The organism is Photobacterium malacitanum, assembly GCF_900185615.1.
Taxonomy (GTDB): domain Bacteria; phylum Pseudomonadota; class Gammaproteobacteria; order Enterobacterales; family Vibrionaceae; genus Photobacterium; species Photobacterium malacitanum.
In genome coordinates, this window is record NZ_FYAK01000002.1 from 439,663 (window position 1) to 456,804 (window position 17,142).

13 protein-coding genes are annotated in these 17,142 nt (G+C 41.3%); 9 read left to right on the forward strand and 4 right to left on the reverse strand.

Annotation, left to right across the window (positions count from 1 at the left end):
- Positions 1 to 2: 2 nt before the first annotated feature.
- From PMAL9190_RS07245 to PMAL9190_RS07255, 3 genes are all read right to left on the reverse strand, one after another.
- On the reverse strand, positions 3 to 1,625 hold the full coding sequence (locus tag PMAL9190_RS07245; RefSeq protein ID WP_065176708.1) for a PTS transporter subunit IIBC: 1,623 nt from the start codon (positions 1,623 to 1,625) through the stop codon (positions 3 to 5).
- A gap of 59 nt (positions 1,626 to 1,684) precedes the next feature.
- Positions 1,685 to 3,418, reverse strand: a complete 1,734-nt coding sequence (locus PMAL9190_RS07250; protein WP_087844560.1) for a glycoside hydrolase family 13 protein — start codon at positions 3,416 to 3,418, stop codon at positions 1,685 to 1,687.
- 93 nt (positions 3,419 to 3,511) lie between these two features.
- Positions 3,512 to 4,477, reverse strand: a complete 966-nt coding sequence (locus PMAL9190_RS07255) for a LacI family DNA-binding transcriptional regulator (RefSeq protein ID WP_065176710.1) — start codon at positions 4,475 to 4,477, stop codon at positions 3,512 to 3,514.
- Positions 4,478 to 5,000: 523 nt separating this feature from the next.
- Between PMAL9190_RS07255 and cyoA the strand changes: the two genes are divergently transcribed.
- The 9 genes from cyoA (at position 5,001) to PMAL9190_RS07300 (ending at position 13,366) form a co-directional block, all read left to right on the forward strand.
- Entirely contained in the window at positions 5,001 to 5,888 is an 888-nt protein-coding gene (gene cyoA, locus PMAL9190_RS07260; protein ID WP_087844561.1) for a ubiquinol oxidase subunit II, read from the forward strand.
- Positions 5,878 to 7,965 (forward strand): cytochrome o ubiquinol oxidase subunit I, encoded by a 2,088-nt coding sequence (cyoB, locus tag PMAL9190_RS07265; RefSeq protein ID WP_087844562.1) that lies wholly within the window; start codon positions 5,878 to 5,880, stop codon positions 7,963 to 7,965. Before cyoA ends, cyoB begins: the two co-directional genes overlap by 11 nt.
- Before the next feature lie 15 nt (positions 7,966 to 7,980).
- Positions 7,981 to 8,625 carry a cytochrome o ubiquinol oxidase subunit III gene (gene cyoC, locus PMAL9190_RS07270; protein ID WP_087844563.1) on the forward strand — a complete coding sequence of 215 codons (645 nt, stop codon included), beginning with the start codon at positions 7,981 to 7,983 and terminating at the stop codon, positions 8,623 to 8,625.
- Positions 8,625 to 8,978 (forward strand): cytochrome o ubiquinol oxidase subunit IV, encoded by a 354-nt coding sequence (gene cyoD, locus PMAL9190_RS07275; protein ID WP_065166764.1) that lies wholly within the window; start codon positions 8,625 to 8,627, stop codon positions 8,976 to 8,978. The genes cyoC and cyoD overlap by 1 nt, the downstream gene beginning before the upstream one ends.
- Before the next feature lie 13 nt (positions 8,979 to 8,991).
- On the forward strand, positions 8,992 to 9,909 hold the full coding sequence (gene cyoE / locus PMAL9190_RS07280) for a heme o synthase (RefSeq protein ID WP_087844564.1): 918 nt from the start codon (positions 8,992 to 8,994) through the stop codon (positions 9,907 to 9,909).
- Positions 9,906 to 10,526 carry an SCO family protein gene (locus tag PMAL9190_RS07285; protein ID WP_087844565.1) on the forward strand — a complete coding sequence of 207 codons (621 nt, stop codon included), beginning with the start codon at positions 9,906 to 9,908 and terminating at the stop codon, positions 10,524 to 10,526. The genes cyoE and PMAL9190_RS07285 overlap by 4 nt, the downstream gene beginning before the upstream one ends.
- 11 nt (positions 10,527 to 10,537) lie before the next feature.
- Positions 10,538 to 11,041, forward strand: coding sequence for a copper chaperone PCu(A)C (locus PMAL9190_RS07290; RefSeq protein WP_087844566.1), 504 nt, complete (start codon positions 10,538 to 10,540; stop codon positions 11,039 to 11,041).
- A 13-nt stretch (positions 11,042 to 11,054) separates the two neighbouring features.
- Positions 11,055 to 11,555, forward strand: coding sequence for a hypothetical protein (locus PMAL9190_RS07295; RefSeq protein ID WP_235004316.1), 501 nt, complete (start codon positions 11,055 to 11,057; stop codon positions 11,553 to 11,555).
- A 143-nt stretch (positions 11,556 to 11,698) separates the two neighbouring features.
- Positions 11,699 to 13,366: an RluA family pseudouridine synthase gene (locus PMAL9190_RS07300; protein WP_087844567.1), complete on the forward strand. Its 1,668-nt coding sequence runs from the start codon at positions 11,699 to 11,701 to the stop codon at positions 13,364 to 13,366.
- 806 nt (positions 13,367 to 14,172) lie between these two features.
- Here PMAL9190_RS07300 and PMAL9190_RS07310 read toward each other — a convergent pair.
- Positions 14,173 to 17,142: a transglutaminase-like domain-containing protein gene (locus PMAL9190_RS07310; protein ID WP_087844569.1), complete on the reverse strand. Its 2,970-nt coding sequence runs from the start codon at positions 17,140 to 17,142 to the stop codon at positions 14,173 to 14,175.

A 17,142-nucleotide genomic window follows, 5' to 3' on the forward strand; every position in this document is an offset into this window, starting at 1 on the left:
TATTATGCTATCGCAAACTTATCCACTAATCCTGATTTGATCACATCAACACCTGGGCCATAAATCGCTTGTACCCCTTGATCTTTAATCACCAGTCCTAGTGCGCCAGTTGATTTCCATAGTGTATAATCAGCCACTAATGCAGGATCTTTTACAGTAATACGTAGACGCGTCATACAGGCATCAACCTCAGCAATATTGTCACGACCACCTAAATTTTGAATGATGATTTCCAGTTTGTCGTCTTGTGACATCCCTTCTGCTTTTTCATCAATGTAATTACCTGCGCGTCCTGGTGTTGGTAGATTAAATTTCACAATTAATAAGCGGAATAAAGCATAGTTAATTGCAAAGAACGCAATACACACCATCACAAAACTAATTAAATCACCGCCAATCCCTGCAGAAATCATCATCGGAATACGTGTTATCAGTTCAATAAGGCCAAATGCATGTACACGTAAATCAATCAAATCCACCAGTGCAAACGCCAAACCTGTTAATACTGCATGAGCAACATAAAGTACTGGTGCAACAAACATAAACATAAATTCAATCGGCTCTGTCACACCTGTTAGCAATACCGCAAGACAAGCAGAGAAGAACATTGGTTTATATTGCAGGCGTTTATCACTATCCACACAGTGATACATTGCTAGACCAATACCAATTAAAGAAGATGCAGCAATGATCACCTGGCCTGCTTTAAAACGTGCAGGATGTACAGTATCTAATAAATGCTGGTAAGTAGTAGGATCGGTCAGTTTAAGGTTGTTTAAATCACTCACCCATGCAAGCCATAATGGATCTTGACCATATACACTTGAACCGGCACTTGGCCCTGTTAATAACTGATATGCGCCACCTAGCTCGGTGTAATTCATTGGAATAGTTAACGTATGATGGAGGCCAAATGGCAATAATAAACGCTCTAACGTACCGTAAACAAACGGAGCAATAATCGGTGCGCTGTCTTTTGAACTTGCAATCCATTGACCGAAATCGTTAAGCGCGCCTTGTACTAATGGCCATACGACAGCTAAACCAAACGCAATGATCACTGAATACACAATCACCATAAACGGCACAAAACGTTTACCATTAAAGAACGCTAACGCTTCTGGTAATCGCGAAAAATCATAATAACGGTTATATAAATTAGCACCTAAGTAACCAGATATAATGCCAATAAATACTCCCATGTTCAGTGCTGGCGCGCCTAGAATAGTCGTAAAAAATTGAGAAACAGGCAGCTCAGTACCAAATAAACTCATTACTGTCGCATGAGGATCGGTCATCATCGCGCCATTAACGCCAAAAATAACCCCAGTGGTACGGTTGATCAGTATAAATGCAATCACCGCAGCAAATGCACCACCTGCTCGCTCTTTTGCCCATGAACCACCAATTGCCACCGCAAATAGAAGATGAAGGTTAACAATCACCCCCCAACCAATATTTTCCATAATATGGCCGAGGGTTTCGAGTGCACCGATTCCTCCCGCATACATGGCAACCACTTTACCCAATGAAATCATAATACCGGCAGCTGGCATTACGGCGATAACAACGATCAGTGACTTTCCAAATCGTTGCCAAAAATCAAACGATAGCAATTTACTCATAACTATTTCCTTGACTGAGACGGCAGGTTTACGTCATCAATGACCTGCCATAAACACAATTAATGTTTTTTTACAAACACGTAAGCGGCATAAGCAGGCGCAATATGTGTGGTAGTGAAATCTGTTCGCGTGGCTTCATTGTTCGGTGTCTGGTTATCGAGTACTAATTCCCCAAGTTGGTCGCTATCAAGATCAACCACTACTTCTTTATCACTTAAATTAGTGATAATGGTCCATGTGTGATCTGAACTGATGCGTTGATAGGCATAAATATTGGTGTCATTATCAAGTAACAATTGATAGCGACCGACAATCAAACTGTGGTTATTTTTTCGAAGCGCGATTAGCTGTTTATAAAACTGAAAAATGGAATACGGATCATGCGATTGTTGTTCAACATTAATCTCACTGTAATTAGGATTTACTGCCAACCACGGCGTGACTTCTGAAAAGCCAGCAAACGGCGTGTTATTCCATTGCATTGGTAAACGGCTGTGATCACGCGAGACTTGATTGAGTAAAGTTAAAATCTGCGCATCAGTTTGCCCTTGCTGCTGTAATTTAATGATCAAGTTTTTGGCTGATACATCATTAAACTCAGCTAATGATGTAAACTGATGATTTACCATGCCAATCTCTTGACCTTGATAAATAAACGGCGTGCCCTTCATTAGAAAATAACAAGCTGCTAATGCTGTTGCGCTACCATACCAATGGTTAACATTGGCAAAAGTATTAATACTGCGCGCTTGATCATGATTTTCTAGGTATAACGCATTCCAGCCTTTGCCTTCTAATGCATTTTGCCAACGGGTTAGAATTTGCTTAAATTCCACTAAATCAAACTGATCACGCGATTGTTCTTCAGCCCACAGTTTCATGTGTTCAAACTGGAAGATCATATTAAAAATGCCGCCTTTATCGGTGGCAGTCGCTTCAGCAACCCAAGTCAATGCATCTTGAGCCTCGACACCATTTGCTTCACCCACAGTGACAATATCAAATGGTGCAAAAGCTTGATCGCGCAATTCATAAAGGTGCTGCTCAATACCATCAACATTCATGTGATAATCAAACGAAGACACATGATCTAATCGCTTAGGGTTAGGTAATGACGGTAGACCAGGTTGTTTTTGAATATGGCTGATCGCATCGACACGAAATCCATCAATACCGCGTGCTAACCACCAATGGATCATCGCAAACAGCGCTTGCTTAACTTCAGGATTTTGCCAATTAAGATCCGGTTGTTTTTTAGAAAAAAGGTGTAAGTAGTATTGCGCCGTATCAGCATCATATTGCCATGCACTGCCATGGAAAATACTTTCCCAGTTATTAGGCTCAAGTGTGGGTTTTTCAGCCGTTGCTTCACAACCATCACGCCAAATGTACCAATCACGTTTAGGGCTAGTTTTGCTCTGACGAGATTCAATAAACCACGGGTGCTCATCGCTTGTATGGTTAATCACTAAATCCATAATGATACGAATGCCACGCTCATGAGCAGCACTGATCAAGCGATCAACATCATCAAGGTTACCAAAATCAGGATGAATCGCTTGATAGTCACTAATGTCGTAACCATTATCGTCGTTAGGTGATTGATAAAATGGACAAATCCATACTAAATCAATCCCTAACTCAGCCAGATAATCAAGTTTCGCAATGATCCCTGCAATATCACCGATACCATCTTGATTGCTATCATAGAAGCTGCGTGGATAAATTTGATAAGCCGTAGCGGCCTTCCACCATATTAATGGCGATGATGTTGCATTATTGACGTGATTCATCCCTTTGACCTTAGAGAATGTACAATGCATTCTTTGTATGTGTTACCGATAACACACACGATAAGATCGAAGCTAATCACATGCAAAATATTTTTAAATAAACTGAGAGCTTTCTCTGATTTTTATCTCAAATTGACCTTCACAGCTGCTGAAATCACGTTTGATTAGCTTCTTTACTGCTTGGTAACCCATCTGATAATAGTTAAAACTCACACTGGTTAAGCTCGGTACTAACAGATCGCTATAGTCATAATCACCAATGCCTACCACCCAAATATCATGGCCGATTTTCAATTGCTGTTGTTTGGCTAACCGATATAAACGAATGGCAATATTATCCGTCGCGCAAAAATACACGTGCTGAGGTTGTAACTGGATGTCTTGGTAGGCGTGTTTTTGCTCAGAATCGGTGACAGGTTGTAGATAACATGGCAAGTGAGGCACGGCTGCTGCAATAGTGGTTTGGATTAACTGGGTGCGACTCGAGAGCATTCGCTGATCATAAATATAATCAATCGCAACCACTGGCGCCTGTTGGTGTTGAAGTTGAGTCAGGGTTTGTGTCACCAATGCAGTAATTGCAGCGTGTTCTGGATAATATAAACAGCAACGTTGCGAGCTCTGTTTACCAATGAAGATCAGGTTTTCTAATCCTTGATAAAAAGGTTCTACGACACTGTGCTTTGACGCAATAACAATGGTACCTAATGCATTCAAACCGTTAAATTCGCTAACTGCTTGACGTTCTGACTCATGGCTAAATCCAGTTGCATGAAACAGCATACGCGCATTTGATTCATTTGCTGCCGCTAGTGCACCTTTAATCACTAAACTGGTGGTATAAGATTCAATTCTTGGTGCGATAAAACCAATAATATTTGATTGGCTACGAATTGATCGCGCAAATTTATTGGGGGTATAGTGATTTTCTTTTACGATCGCATCAATTTTAATCCGATTTTCTTCTGACACATAGCCACCATTAAAATAACGTGACACTGTCATTTTTGAAATTCCAAGCTGCTTTGAAATATCAGCCATAGTCATTTTTTGCGTCATAAAAACTGTATTACTCTATCAATATCATTATTTACAGTATCCAATATATCTGTCTCCAGCACAGTAACTAAATGGCATACAGCACCTATTATCCTTAATTTTGCAGCCTATAACGGTCTTGCCCCCTATCACAACCAACAAAAACAACCAAAAAGCACCCAAAAAACACAACAAACTTGAAACTTTTTTTCAAAAATACAACGCGTGTATAAATTTTAACATTTTTCATACAGTAATTTAAAATAAGCATTTTATTACTAGTGTTAATTGATCAAAAATAGAGAAAATCAGTAATTATGGTGATAAAGGCAGATTAATTGATCAACTAACAACCTGCTAAAAATCGTACAGCTAAGCACTTTTTCACTATAAAAAATAATTAAATATTATATATCATGCAGTTATCTTTTGTTACACTTGCAATCAGGATGATTACAAACAATTAACTAAAGCACAACACAGTCAGCCGTTATTTGACGTTCTCAGTTGATTTGTATAAGTAAACTGTTTCACGGAGGAAAAAATGAAAATAATCCGCAGTAAGAAGATGATAATAATTCTTCTTACATTACTTGTAACATTGCTTGTGGTGGCTCTTTTTGCCAGCAGCAATATGGTGCTGTTCGATTCTAAAGGCATCATTGGCGAAGCACAGTCATCATTAATCATTACTTCAGTATTACTGATGGCAATAATTATTGTGCCAGTGTTATTCATGTCGATTTACTTTCCTTACAAATATCGTCATAGCAATAAGGAAGCGGAATACACGCCAGAATGGGAACATTCCACTAAAATAGAAGTCATTGTTTGGGCTGTTCCTTGCCTTATCATTTTGGCATTAGGTTGGATCACCTATCAGACCTCTTATGCTCTCGATCCAAGAAAAGAGATCGTTTCAGATAAAGAGCCATTAACCATTCAAGTCGTCGCTATGAATTGGAAATGGCTTTTCATTTATCCTGAACAACAAATTGCAACCGTTAATGAAATAGCCCTTCCCGTTAACCGTCCAGTGAAATTCTTAGTTACATCAGATACCGCCATGAATTCCTTTTTTATTCCTCAGCTAGGTAGTCAAGTTTATGCAATGGCTGGTATGGAAAACCGTTTAAACCTCATGGCACAGCAGGAAGGTTCTTACCGCGGTATTTCAGCAAATTATAGTGGTTATGGCTTTGCCAACATGCGCTTTAAAGCTCATGCAGTAAATGATGCCGATTTTGACCAATGGATTCAAAAAGTCAAAACCTCTGAGCAAGTTCTAAATAACACCACTTATGACCAACTCACCGCTAATGCGAAAGAGCAAATTAAGGCCCCTCATCCAGTGACCTATTTTGCCTCTGTCCCACCGTTGAAATTTAAAGATATTATTGAAAAACACGCAGGAGTCCAAAATGGCTTATAAAGGAGATGTATACGCCGAAGCGGATCCAATTTTCGGCAAATTAAATTGGGATGTCATTCCTTTTAGTGATCCCGTTGTTTTCCCCGTGATGATGGCTGTTATCATTGGCGGATTAGCACTACTTGGTTTGATTACTTACCAAAGAAAGTGGCACTATCTATGGAGCGAATGGTTTACCTCTGTCGATCATAAAAAAATAGGCATTATGTACATCATTGTCTCAATGGTGATGCTTGTACGTGGTTTCTCTGACGCAATACTGATGCGTTCTCAACAAGCGGCTTCAACCATTGACGCTAGTTATCTGCCACCAGAACACTACGACCAAATTTTTACGGCTCATGGCGTGATCATGATTTTCTTCGTTGCAATGCCATTCGTGGTGGGGTTAATGAATATTATTGTGCCGTTACAGATTGGTGCCCGTGATGTCGCCTTTCCATTTTTGAATTCCCTGAGTTTTTGGCTATTTGTTGTTGGTGTTATTCTGATTAACATGTCACTGTTTATTGGTGAATTTGCAGCAACAGGTTGGTTAGCTTACCCACCGCTTTCAGGAATGGATGCCAATCCTTGGGTCGGGGTCGATTATTGGTTATGGTCGCTGCAGATATCAGGAATTGGTACGCTATTAACAGGTATTAACTTTGTTGTTACCATCCTTCGTATGCGTGCACCTGGCATGAAAATGATGCAAATGCCAGTATTTACATGGACATCACTATGTGCCAACGCACTGATTGTCCTCGCTTTCCCTATTTTAACCGTCACCCTAACTTTACTCACCCTCGATCGTTACGTCGGTACCCATTTCTTTACCACTGATATGGGTGGTAATCAGATGATGTACGTCAACCTGATTTGGGCATGGGGTCACCCTGAAGTTTATATTTTAGTATTACCGGCTTTTGGTATTTTTTCTGAAATAGCCGCCACCTTCTCTCGTAAACGCTTGTTTGGTTACACATCGTTAGTATGGGCAACAATGGTTATTATGGTGTTGTCATTTATTGTATGGCTACATCACTTCTTTACCATGGGCGCAGGCGCAAGTGTTAATGCCTTCTTTGGTATTGCAACCATGATTATCTCAATTCCAACTGGGGTTAAAATCTTCAACTGGTTATTTACCATGTATAAAGGCCGCGTCGAATTCAGTGCCAGTATGTGGTGGACGATTGCGTTTTTGATCACCTTTACCATTGGTGGTATGACAGGGGTAATGCTAGCAATACCTGCGGCCAACTTTGTACTACATAACAGCCTGTTCGTTATTGCCCACTTCCATAACGTAATTATTGGTGGTGCGTTATTTGGCTACTTTGCCGGTTTAACTTACTGGTTCCCTAAAGCAACTGGATTCACCCTTGATGAACGTCTAGGTAAGATTTCATGTGCACTTTGGACCGTCGGTTTCTTCGTAGCCTTTATGCCAGTATATGTGCTTGGCTTTAACGGCATGACCCGTCGCCTTAATGTTGCAGATAACCCAGAGTGGGCACCTTACTTATGGGTAGCAGCATTTGGTGTGTGTATTGTTGCGGCAGGTATCGCTGTTCAATTCTACCAAATTTACGTCAGTATTCGTGATCGTAAGAAGAATGTAGATCTCACTGGTGACCCATGGAATGGTCGTACATTGGAATGGGCGACATCATCCCCGCCTCCATTTTATAACTTTGCTCTATTGCCAAAGATCCATGATCGTGATGAGCATCATTATGCGAAAGAACACGGTTTAGCCTACCAAGAACCTGAGCGTTATAAGCGCATCCATATGCCAAAAAACACCTGGGCGGGTGTGGTTATCAGTCTGTTCTCATTGATGTTTGGTTTTGCTTTCATCTGGCATATCTGGTGGATGGTGATTGTCGGCAGCGTCGGCATGATTGCGTCTTGGATCATTTATAGCTTCCAACGCACTAAAGATTACTATGTTGAAGTTGCTGAAATTGAAGCTATTGAACGTAAGCATTTAGCCAAAGTTCGCGGTGAGAAGACATTTGAAAACGAAGATGGTGAAGATGATGATGATTTCAACCCATCAGGTCTAAATCCAGCAGACTCAATGGCATAAGGGACGAGAGCAGTTATGACTACAGACGTAAAAGATACACTTAACCTCAATGTCCCTGCTCAGTCTCATGACGGTCATGATCTCGATGATCATGACCATCACGACTACGCTGGTGATACTATTTTTGGCTTTTGGATTTACATCCTCAGTGACTGTTTATTATTCGGTACGTTATTTGCCGTTTATGCGGTTTACTCCAACAGTTTTGCTGGCTTAATTGAGCCTAAAGAGCTGTTTAATTTAACTTTTGTATTGGCAGAAACGGCGTTACTACTGTTTAGTAGTTTTACCTTTGGCATGGCAATGTTAAAGGCTAACCATGAAGACATGAAAGGCATGCTCAAATGGTTAGGCATTACTTTTATGTTGGGTTTCTGTTTCTTAATCATGGAGCTATATGAGTTCTACCATTTCAGCAATGAAGGTGCGACATTCCATAGCAGCGCATACTGGTCTGCATTTTATGGCCTCGTTGCAACTCACGGATTACACGTATTTGCTGGTTTAGTATGGATGATTGTACTGTTCTTCCACTTTAAACGTGATGGTTTCTCTGAGGACAACAAAACGCGCTTAGCCTGTTTAAGTTTGTTCTGGCACTTCTTAGATATTATCTGGATCTGTGTGTTCAGTGTTGTTTACTTAATGGGAGTATTGTAATGAGCAATTCAACTAACCAACACGCAACTGGACATGGCCAAGGTGGCCAAGCGCATGGCAGTGTTAAAGAATATGTTCGAGGACTGGTATTCTCGATTATTTTAACCATTGTTCCTTTTGCAATGGTAATGGCTGGCGTTGGTTCAACCCAGTTCATTATTGGTGTGATCATGGTATTAGCCGTGGCACAAATCCTGGTACAACTGGTGTTCTTCCTTCATATGAACACCTCATCAGAACAAATGTGGAATACGTCATCGGCCGTATTCGTGGTCGTCATTGTTTCTATTATTCTTATTGGCTCTTTGTGGATCATGGATCACTTAAACCACAACATGCTAATGGGTCATTGATCAGGGATGTTCTATGATTAAACCTTATCTTAAACTCACTAAACCGGGCATTATCGGTGGCAACTTAGTTGCCGCCATTGGTGGTGTCCTACTTGCATCTCAAGGCAACATTAATTGGTTATTACTCCTCGCAGTATGCGTTGGTACAACCTTAATTGTTGCTTCTGGGTGTGTATTCAATAATGTCATCGATATTGATATCGACAAGTTAATGAAGCGTACCTGTGAGCGCGAGTTAGTCAAAAAAGTCGTACCTGTCTCTCACGCTTTATTGTGGGCAACGGCATTATGCCTGGCAGGTTTTTTTACCCTTTATCAATATACATCTTTAGTCGCGTTTGAATTTGGTGTGCTTGGATTTGTGGTTTACGTCGGCTTTTATAGTCTCTATTTCAAACGTAAATCAATCCATGGCACTTTAATTGGTGGCTTATCTGGTGCATGCCCACCTGTTATTGGTTATTGTGCCGTTACTGGCCAGTTTGATGCTGGTGCTGCGGTATTATTCATCACTTTTTGTTTATGGCAGATTCCGCACTCATATGCGATTGCGATCTATCGTTTCGAAGATTACAAAGCCGCATCCATTCCAGTGTTACCGGTTGAAGTGGGGATTGCGAGAGCACGTCACCATATCATCGGTTACATTATTGCCTTTGCAATGGCGGCATTTACCCTTACTTACCTTGGTTACGCTGGCAGTTGGTATGCTTTAGGTATGGGACTGGTGAGTTTACATTGGCTATATATTGCTAAAGTAGGCTATCAAAAAGTACCTAATGCGCAATGGGGTAAAAAAATGCTGTTAAGCTCTATTTTTAACATCATGGTTTTTTGCACCTTGATTTCACTGGATTTTTCATCTGAAACGCTCAGTGAAAACTACCAAGTAAATGCAGTTCCAGCTGTAATAATGGAGCCGCATTCATGACCAAAAACCCAACTAAAATGGTGCTTCTCGTCGGCGCACTGTTTCTTGCCACACTGATGGGATGCTATGTCTATAACACCACGACCCCTATTGGTGAAAATGTAAAACCACTTAAAGATCTTGGTGGCCCTTTTGAGCTTAATAGCTTAAATGGCCCTGTCAGCCTTGATCAATATAAAGGCAATATCGTGGTGCTTTATTTTGGCTTTCTAAACTGCGCTGAAGTGTGCCCTTCTTCAATGGGGGTGCTATCGGCGGCTTTATCACGCCTATCACCAAAAACCTATGACCATGTGCGCGGGCTATTCATTAGTGTCGATCCTGAACGCGATGATTTAGTGTCTTTAAATCAGTTTGCTAAGTATTTCGACGATCATGTTGTCGGCGTAACCGGTACCCAACAACAAATTGATGCATTAACCAAACAATATGGGGTCTATTTTGACATTGTCGACATGGAATCATCGGAATTAAGCTACACCGTTGATCACTCTTCACGGTTCTACATTATTGATGAAGCTGGCACATTAGTTGGTGCGATGAGTCACAACACCACCCCCACTGAACTCGCTGCAGGTATTGAGCGCGTTTACGCCAAATCAATTGCTAAACAATAGGAAATATTATAATGAAAAAAAGTTCTTTGTATTTAGCATTATTGCTTAGCTGTTTTCCAGCGGCGGTTTTTGCCATTGAAATGCCTCATGCGGAACATCAGCCACCAGCCCAGCACGATTATACTCATATTCAGCAAATTAACGCTGCATTAACCGTTGAAAATGCGACTGCCAAAGCCACTATTCCAGGTGCCAAAGTCAGTTCTGGTTATATGAAAATCATCAATAACAGTGATAAAGCAATCACTCTTACAGGCGCGAGCACTGCTATTGCCAAGCATACCGAATTTCATCGAATGTTTATGCGTGATAGTAAAATGGCAATGCGTAAAGTAGATGCACTTGAGATCCCAGCTAAAGGCAGTATTACCCTTGCAAGCAATGGCTATCACCTGATGTTTATGGGCGTTAAAAATGCGCTTAAAGCCGATCAAGTGATCACGGTCCGCATGCAACAAGCTGATGGTGAACAGTTTGATGTTCAGTTATTAGTTATGCCGCTGAAAAAGTATTGATCGGAGCGCTGAAATGAAAGATGCACAACTTTTTATTATTGGAGTCTGTCTATTGCCAAATATGTTTATTGCACCAGCAATGGCGAAAACATCAATGGACAGTATACTAGAGAGTCAAGCCATCCCTTGTTCGACCGAATTAATACAACTTGCTGATGTGACATTGAAAACCAACCCCCATCGTATATTGTCTTACACCGATAAAGCAGACGATATTCACCTTTTTAATGCACTGGCAGTAACCAGCTATCGCGATCGTGATAGCCATATTAGCTTTCACGGTGTCAAAAATACCGCAGGCGGCTGTGATACTTCAGTCACTGAAAGTTACGTATTACAAACTTCGTGCTCTGATGCTCGTCACGAAGCATTCAGTAAGTGGAAGTTTCAAGGCAAGCTCAATGAAAGAACTTATGTACTCAACAGTAAACGTATTAAAGGCAAACAAGCTTTTTTAACCGATCAGCTACCCAATATTTGTTTAGTCACAACGAGGCAAGTGATCAGTAATTAATATTATTGTTTTATTAAGAGTACAGTAATAATAACCACGCATAAAAAGGCTCAATTCAGAGCCTTTTTCTATACGTATCCCAAACTCGAAATTGAGTGGTGAAGATGTTAAAATCGCCGCCCTTATTCGTAATAGATACCATCATGCACGCATCTGACACTAGCTTCACCCGCTTTATCGCAGCAACTGATATCCACCCTCTTCCTGAACGGTTTACATTTCCGTTTTGCTACACGCCTCATCCTTTATGCGTGTTAGCCGCTCAAGAGTTACAGCACCATATCGATACTCAACAGCAGTGGCAGCATAATTTTGGGTTGGATAATAATGATGCGATTGGTCATATGTTTGGCGTGTTATTGGTTCAAAACCAACAAGGTGAACTCGGTTATTTATCGGCATTTTCAGGCAAGATTGCCAATCTTACCCACCTAGCTCACTTTGTTCCACCTGTGTTTGATGAACGCAACATCGATCCTACGATGAAGGCTCAGCAAGCCTTGATTGATGAACTTAGCACTAAAATAACCGCAATTGAGTGCAAGCCTAGCTATATTCAATTACAACAGCAGTACCAAACAGCTCAAACTCAAGCCGAGTTAGCCGCTGAGTCATTTCGATTACAAATGATAGAACAGCGCAAACAACGTAAATTACAACGCAAAGCGGCAGAAAAAAGTAACGATAGCGAGTTCATGACTCAAGAATTCCATCGCTTAGCCCGTGAAAGTGCATTTGATAAGCACCAACAGAAAACAATTCGTCAGCAGTGGACTCAAACACTGGCTGATATTCACGATAAGTTACAAGCTGATACAGCAGAGTTGGCGTTACTCAAATCAGAATACGACAGCTTAACGGCAGCATTACAACAACAGCGCTACGCACAATATCAATTTCTAAATCAGTATGGCGAAACACAAGATTTAAATGATCTCTTTGGTGATATAACACCATCACAAGGTGCGGGAGATTGCGCCACCATTAAATTACTTCAGCATGCCTTTAAGCAACACCTGAAGCCTTTAGCGATGGCTAAATTTTGGTGGGGAGCCTCACCTGCTGCGCAGATTCGTAAGCACAAATACTTCTATGAAGCCTGTAAAAACAAATGCGAGCCGATTTTACAACATATGCTAGCAGGACTAGACATTGATGCGAACCCGCTCGAACAAAACCCAGCGGAAGGCAAAGAGCTAGAGATTGTGTATCAAGACGATGCGATGGTGGTTATCAATAAACCGGCAGAGTTTCTATCGGTTCCTGGCAAAACTATCACCGATTCTGTTTATAGCCGCATGCAAGCGATGTTCCCTGACAGTGATAGCCCATTAATTGTCCACCGTCTAGATATGTCGACCTCTGGGCTAATAGTGATTGCACTTACCAAAGATGCGCATAAAGCCTTGCAAAAACAGTTTATTGAACGCACCGCAGAAAAACGTTACGTGGCCTTATTAGATGGTATTGCCGAGCAGGATCATGGTGAAATTAACTTACCAATGCGAGTTGATTTAGACGATCGTCCGCGCCAATTAGTCTGTTATGAACACGGTAAACCTGCACTCACCAAGTGGCAGGTTCTTGAGCGTAAAGACGGTAAAACCAAGGTGTATTATTACCCCAAAACAGGCCGCACTCACCAACTGCGCATTCACTCTGCCCACCACAACGGCATGAACATGCCGATTATTGGTGATGACTTATATGGTCAAAAAGCAGATCGCTTACATTTGCACGCACAATACCTTGGCCTAACCCACCCCGTCACTGGTGAGCCAATGGTATTTGAGGTCGATGCCGATTTTTAAGTCGGGTTAGATAGCGGATATAAAAAGCTGACAGAAGTTAACTGACTCCCAATAATTGGTGTCCCACTATTGGGGGTCAGTTAAAAATCCTATTACGAATCCAAATGAAACACCCCACACATCTGTGTTTATTTTAAATTTTATAAACTCACTCCATACGTAGTTATTCTCAACAATCACTAATAAAGCAATGATTGGAACCAAACACATAAAAAGAAGCTAATCTATAGTAATTATCAGCACTCGATATTGTGTTTGAAAAAGTTTTATTTTTCGATGAGATAAGCAAACCATTGGAGATGGCGATTATAATGATGGAAAAATAAAAAAGTAAAAACCACCATAGAAAAAAATAAATGCTATAAAAGTAACCAAACCGGCAAAAAAATTTAACTTATTATCATAATAACTAATCCAGCCACCGGAAAAGAATATATTTTTTGTAACTAACGCGTACACCACATTCAATAGCGACAACAAAAAAGCAATAAAAAATAGTATTTCCATTATTCACCTCATTTTCATAAATATAACTAAGTAGATAAAGATATTTCGAACTAACTGATTAGGTGAAATAAGTCATTAACTATACCTATCAGCTCGAAAACCGATAATAGATAGATAAAAATCACCGCCAAGAAGATCACACGCTTATCTGATAAATTTGAGCTCCACTTCACAATACACTTTATAATACCGAAACCGACTAACGCATATGACAATATTAGTAATGCACTTGCCAAGAAAACTAGAAAGATCGAATCACTACTCATGCATTTCCTCATCTCTATATTGATGGAATTCTTTCATCGCACTGTAGGTCGCTGATTTGGACAGCGACTTCCTATCAGTGATATTACCTCCAACGCTCGGGACACAACCAAACCAGCCATAATCCCAATGTAAAGCCCAAGAAATCCTATAATTGGCAGACCTGCAAGTCCCAATAAGAAAGGTAAAAGACCAATAACGACAAACAATGAAATCATCATGTCATGACAAAACTCTGAACCATTATCGTAAACCATAAGATCTAACCAAAGCTCAATCAAAAGTGCCCCGGCTATTAGCAAACTAACCATTAATAATAGTGGAGTCGAAATTAATCCAATACCAAAACCAATAAAACTAAAATATACCGCCATCTCATCACTCACGTAGCCACCATTTTCTCCACCTGAAATCTTATAAGCTCCAGAACCAGTGACAGGGTCTGTGATAATGTAGCCTGAGCCAGTCCAACCAACGACAGAAATGGGTTTCTCATGAACGGTGACTTCTTTACCCGATGCAATCGCACTGTTTATTTCAGATCTTGCTTCATCATCGATTGCTATCTCACTGAGTAAAAACTGGTTGCTATTAGTCAATATGTAAATTTTTTGACCTTGCTGACCAGCAATACCCAATGTTTTAACAGCGCTAATACCTTGCGGATTGTTGGTACCATCATCCAACATTTTTTCTGGTACTAAGTTTTCAAGATATGACGAAACCGCCCCTGTCTTACGGTGATAGTCTCGCCAGTCGTCCAGGCAGTTATTCGCTGCTTCCGCATTGTTTGCCAGCCTATCAACATCCATTCCCAGCCCACTGAGAGAAACCCAACGAGGAACGCTAAAGAAGTAAGAAACGCTCAGATCAGTACTGAATGTACCGTAGCTAGGCTGAATATAGTTCACAACTTTTGCAGATTTCGCCAACAATGTTTGTTGGAGGTTGACCATAGCATAATAGCTATGTATCCCTGTTTGCAGGAAAAGCCCTACTGTATCGTGTTTGGTTAGCGTACCGATGTTTCCAGCATCCAGTTGTTGGCTAACAGCGGCATTTTTCGCTTTCAAATCTGCCAACATACTCGGCTCAATACCATGGTAGTCAATACCAATTGCTTGATACTCACCAGCGATGACAGGGCTGTCAGTTTTTTCCCATCCAAATCGGGGCGTCCAAAAGCCTTTAGAGATATTAAGTTCTTCCCCTAGAGAAAAATTCCGATTTCCCGTCGCTACCACCTGCGTATCGACGAGAAACTCTGCGTCCATTTGGATTAATCCATACGGTAATTTCACATTTGATGACGTCACTTCGCTTTCACTTTGTGGCAGCTTGGCATTTAGCATTTCAATATCGGCCTGAGTAGCTGGTGTAAAATGCAGCGCCAACGTTTTACCGGCTAATGCAGGGAGCGACATTTCCACATTGAGGTAAGTGTTTCGGTAGTTATCGTTCAGCGTAAACCCAAACTTATGCCTTATATTGCTTGGTAGTTGAGCCAACGGCTGGCTGGCGACAACAGAAATGTATGGCAACGCCACAGGAAGCACTTCTGCTTCGGTTTTGACAATTTTCTTCCCTCCCGCTATGTCATTAAATTTCGCATTGGGATGGTTAAGCTGAATATAGTCTTCGACTTTCTTTTCCAGCTCCGAAACAAGTTGAGCGGCATAGGCTTGATCAAGTCCACGAACCGTTTTGTTCTCATGATCAACGTCAGCAGCTGCTGTTAGCGCGGCATACAATTGGTCCGGGTCAGTATCCATCGCTGCGTTTAGATCAATACCTTCCTCATGGGTGTACTGTTTGAAGCTAGGGTCTAATGCGACCCATTGCCCTTCAATTTGCGCTTCTACCCATACATGCTCCATCTTAAGGCGCTTTGCAACACCATTATGATCCGTAATCAGAAAATTAGGTACGCCACCCTGACCAAGCAGATTTTGCAGTGCTTCGACATTTCTAACACCGCCAACCCAATTAAGTGACTGAGTAATATCAACTTCCACCGAGCCATAGACATAACGTGCAGGGGTGTTTGAAGCCCGCAGCAAACTGACCAGCAAGCTGGCTTGGTCAATTGCCCCACCTCGTTTGCTAAACAAGGTATAGTCTGCCCCCTGAATAGAACCATGTGCAGGAACATACTCTATGGTGTTGTAGACATAGTTATAGATAGCCAACGGATCGTGATTCAGCTCTGTGGCTAGCTGTGTTAAGCGTTCAGTTGCTTGGTTATCTTCATTAAACTGCAAGAACATGTCTGACGCTGGGTCTGACGCATAACTTGAAACTGTGCGTGCATTAGCCTGATTGCTTTGGCTCAAAAGCCCAAGATAATCCTGAAGTGCTTCAACAGAAGGGGCTGGTTCGTGAACAGCAGAAGAAAGAGGGCCGAAAGGCAGTATTTCACTATTGTATTGGTGAGGAGCTGGACCCAGTTTTATCGATGCCAATGATTGATGCAGTTTACCCGCAAGCTCTTGAGACTCGGTGACAGAATTGAAATCTGCCTGACCGAGAGCGCTAGCAGCTTCCATCATTGAGTGATAATGCTTGAACATCATAGACAGCTGATCGCTGAACAATTTAACTTTCTGGACATCATTTATCTTTACGGCCTCACTGAGCTGCTTTCGCAACGCATGTTCAGCTTCATCCTTTTGATCAGCGATGATGTTGACGGAATACGAAACATAACGTTGAAACTTTTCAGCTAGCACCACACGCATCTCGTTTAGCTCTGCTAACTTGTCATCACCCTCCTTGCCAGTAAAACTTGCAAGGTATTTGGAAGTGTGTTGGCGTAATGCCTCAACACTGTTCATCAATTCGATGCCTACATCCCTATTTTCATAATGCTCTTTTGCCGCGAGCATCGCCATCGCAGAAGGCGAGTAGAAGACAAACAGGTAAAGCATCGCCACAGTTAAGGCTACCATCCGGAGAAAGCCACCGGTATTTCGCCAGAACTCAAGCGCAATATTGCTAGATTTCAT

What these genes read in the sequence shown, in the direction of transcription:
- PMAL9190_RS07245 (WP_065176708.1), bottom strand. Translation starts at nt 1,625, where the DNA reads ATGAGTAAATTGCTATCGTTTGATTTTTGGCAACGATTTGGAAAGTCA.
- PMAL9190_RS07250 (WP_087844560.1), bottom strand. Translation starts at nt 3,418, where the DNA reads ATGAATCACGTCAATAATGCAACATCATCGCCATTAATATGGTGGAAG.
- PMAL9190_RS07255 (WP_065176710.1), bottom strand. Translation starts at nt 4,477, where the DNA reads ATGACGCAAAAAATGACTATGGCTGATATTTCAAAGCAGCTTGGAATT.
- cyoA (WP_087844561.1), top strand. Translation starts at nt 5,001, where the DNA reads ATGAAAATAATCCGCAGTAAGAAGATGATAATAATTCTTCTTACATTA.
- cyoB (WP_087844562.1), top strand. Translation starts at nt 5,878, where the DNA reads ATGGCTTATAAAGGAGATGTATACGCCGAAGCGGATCCAATTTTCGGC.
- cyoC (WP_087844563.1), top strand. Translation starts at nt 7,981, where the DNA reads ATGACTACAGACGTAAAAGATACACTTAACCTCAATGTCCCTGCTCAG.
- cyoD (WP_065166764.1), top strand. Translation starts at nt 8,625, where the DNA reads ATGAGCAATTCAACTAACCAACACGCAACTGGACATGGCCAAGGTGGC.
- cyoE (WP_087844564.1), top strand. Translation starts at nt 8,992, where the DNA reads ATGATTAAACCTTATCTTAAACTCACTAAACCGGGCATTATCGGTGGC.
- PMAL9190_RS07285 (WP_087844565.1), top strand. Translation starts at nt 9,906, where the DNA reads ATGACCAAAAACCCAACTAAAATGGTGCTTCTCGTCGGCGCACTGTTT.
- PMAL9190_RS07290 (WP_087844566.1), top strand. Translation starts at nt 10,538, where the DNA reads ATGAAAAAAAGTTCTTTGTATTTAGCATTATTGCTTAGCTGTTTTCCA.
- PMAL9190_RS07295 (WP_235004316.1), top strand. Translation starts at nt 11,055, where the DNA reads ATGAAAGATGCACAACTTTTTATTATTGGAGTCTGTCTATTGCCAAAT.
- PMAL9190_RS07300 (WP_087844567.1), top strand. Translation starts at nt 11,699, where the DNA reads ATGCACGCATCTGACACTAGCTTCACCCGCTTTATCGCAGCAACTGAT.
- PMAL9190_RS07310 (WP_087844569.1), bottom strand. Translation starts at nt 17,142, where the DNA reads ATGAAATCTAGCAATATTGCGCTTGAGTTCTGGCGAAATACCGGTGGC.